General features: G+C 42.0%; 3 protein-coding genes. All 3 read right to left on the reverse strand.

All coding sequences use genetic code 11. The features are described 5' to 3' along the window. The coding region (locus tag AACT21_RS09310) for a hemerythrin domain-containing protein (protein ID WP_176430170.1) at positions 1 to 194 on the reverse strand (194 nt) is incomplete at its 3' end. An 87-nt stretch (positions 195 to 281) separates the two neighbouring features. Further along, complete coding sequence (gene ung, locus AACT21_RS09315; protein WP_026027958.1) at positions 282 to 962, reverse strand: uracil-DNA glycosylase; 681 nt, start codon at positions 960 to 962, stop codon at positions 282 to 284. A gap of 271 nt (positions 963 to 1,233) precedes the next feature. Next, complete coding sequence (gene nfo / locus AACT21_RS09320; protein WP_019282352.1) at positions 1,234 to 2,151, reverse strand: deoxyribonuclease IV; 918 nt, start codon at positions 2,149 to 2,151, stop codon at positions 1,234 to 1,236. Positions 2,152 to 2,388 lie beyond the last annotated feature (237 nt).

The raw sequence follows: 2,388 nt of genomic DNA on the forward strand, positions 1-2,388 counted from the left end.
ATATAATAGTGATAGAGAATATCTTCTTTGGGGTGGTGTACTGACTCTGAATGCGTCGCCAAGTAGTCAATAATCTCTCTCACTAAAGAGTAGTTGATACTTTGTTCATTACTCAATTGCCGTTGTTTATCTCGCAAAATGGCAAGCAAACGCGCCATATACCCGTGTTCTCTACGGATCCTTTCAATCATCATTGTGCTTCTCCATTACACTTATTTTAGATAAGTGTATAAAAGCTTCAGCGTGCTTGTTTTGACCCTGCTCGAAAAAACATCAATTAATCACTTATCCAATACGGGTTGCCAATTCACAGGCGCTTTCCCCTGTTCAATAAGTAATTGATTAGTCTTTGAAAAATGTTTACAGCCCAAAAAGCCTCGATGCGCAGAAAGAGGAGAAGGATGCGGTGCTACTAATACATGATGTTTACTGCGATCAATCATGCTGCCTTTCTTCTGCGCGTGTGAACCCCACAACAGGAAAACAACACCTTCACGCTGCTGATTTACCGCCTCAATCACCCGGTCGGTAAAGGTTTCCCAACCAGTATTAGCGTGCGAATGCGCCATACCTTGTTCAACGGTCAATACGGTATTGAGCAATAGCACCCCTTGCTCGGCCCAACTTTTTAGGTAACCGTGCTGAGGAGTAACAAAACCGGGGATATCTTGCACCAGCTCTTTGTAGATATTCACCAGTGAAGGTGGGGTTTTAACGCCGGGTAACACCGAAAAACATAACCCATGAGCTTGATTTGGCCCGTGATAAGGATCTTGCCCTAAAATCACAACCTTAACATCGCCAAATTCGGTAAAACGAAACGCATTAAACACGTCAGCAGCAGGTGGATAAATCACTTTCCCCGCCAGCCTTTCCTTTTCAACAAACGCTATCGTCTGTTGAAAATACTCCTGCTGTTTTTCATGGCCGATAACATCGTGCCAAGTCAATGATTGAGTCATAACAACGCTCTGCAAATTAACTAATTACAGCATTGTAACCATAAAAAGCCACCACTGCATGAGTCAATGTCACAGAGCTTTTGCCAGTTAATGTGATTTTTGTGGCGTTCGAGTATGCCCTTGACCATTCACATGTCGGTTAGGTATAGGCAATCGGACTGGTGGTCGAGCTATTGATGGTGAACGTGAGATCATATGAAACATAGTGACATCCTCCTTCATTTTGACGCGGCTATGCCTTTGTCTTTATGAAAGAAAGATGCCAACTTATTTAAGATGCTACTGAATCTACCGATTGTGCGTGTAGATCTCTTAATGTTTGAATTTCTTGGGCCCAAATGTCTGGATCGATTGTCTCTAAAATCAATGGGATACCATCAAACCTTGCATCTTTGGCAATAAATTCAAAGCATGGCCAACCAATTTCGCCTTGCCCTAGAGAATGATGGCGGTCAACACGGCTGGCAAACTTTGCCTTTGAGTCGTTGATGTGCATTGCACGTAAGTAGTGCATTCCCACCACGCTATCAAACTCTGAAAAGGTTGCCTCGCACGCCTCAACTGTGCGCAAATCATAACCTGCAGTAAAAGTATGACACGTGTCAAGGCACACACCTACTCGCGATTTATCCTCAACTTGCTGGATAATTTCGGCTAAATGTTCGAAACGCCAGCCTAGATTCGTCCCCTGCCCTGCGGTGTTTTCAATCACAGCAACGACCTCAGGCACGGCTTGATGTGCAAGGTTTATCGATTCTGCAATTGTCGCAAGACATTCACTTTCTGAGACTTGTTTAAGGTGACTACCCGGATGAAAATTCAGAAGCGTCAGCCCCAGTTGCTGGCAACGTTGCATTTCATCAATAAAAGCTTCGCGTGACTTAGCAAGCTTATCGGCTTCTGGCGCGCCCAGATTAATAAGGTATGAATCATGCGGCAAAATGTGTTCACTTTTAAAACCAAGCATGTGGCAGTTAGCCTTAAAAGCGCGAATGGTTGCCTCTTCGAGCGGTTTAGCAACCCACTGGCGCTGGTTTTTAGTGAATAAAGCAAATGCATTTGCTCCAATTTCTCTCGCTCTCAATGGGGCTTGGTCAACGCCGCCAGAGGCCGATACATGAGCACCAATAAATTTCATTCCACGGCCCTGAATTCTATTTGTCATTAAATCACTTTGTACTTTCAACATTGGACTTCAATTGTCTGATTTTCTGTTACTTAGGTCAAACACGCGCTAGAAATGTAGTAAAAATACAACAAAACAATAAATAAAAAATATTTTATGTATTAAAAAAAAGTAGAACTCATTGTTTTTAAATGCTTTATTGATTTAAATCAATAAAATAAACCCCATATTATCAATGTTTATCGTTGTTTTTTGACCTAAATCAATATTAATTTTAAGGATATTAGCTATATAATAACC

Source organism: Vibrio sp. V08_P9A1T1 (assembly GCF_963874405.1).
Classification (GTDB): domain Bacteria; phylum Pseudomonadota; class Gammaproteobacteria; order Enterobacterales; family Vibrionaceae; genus Vibrio; species Vibrio anguillarum.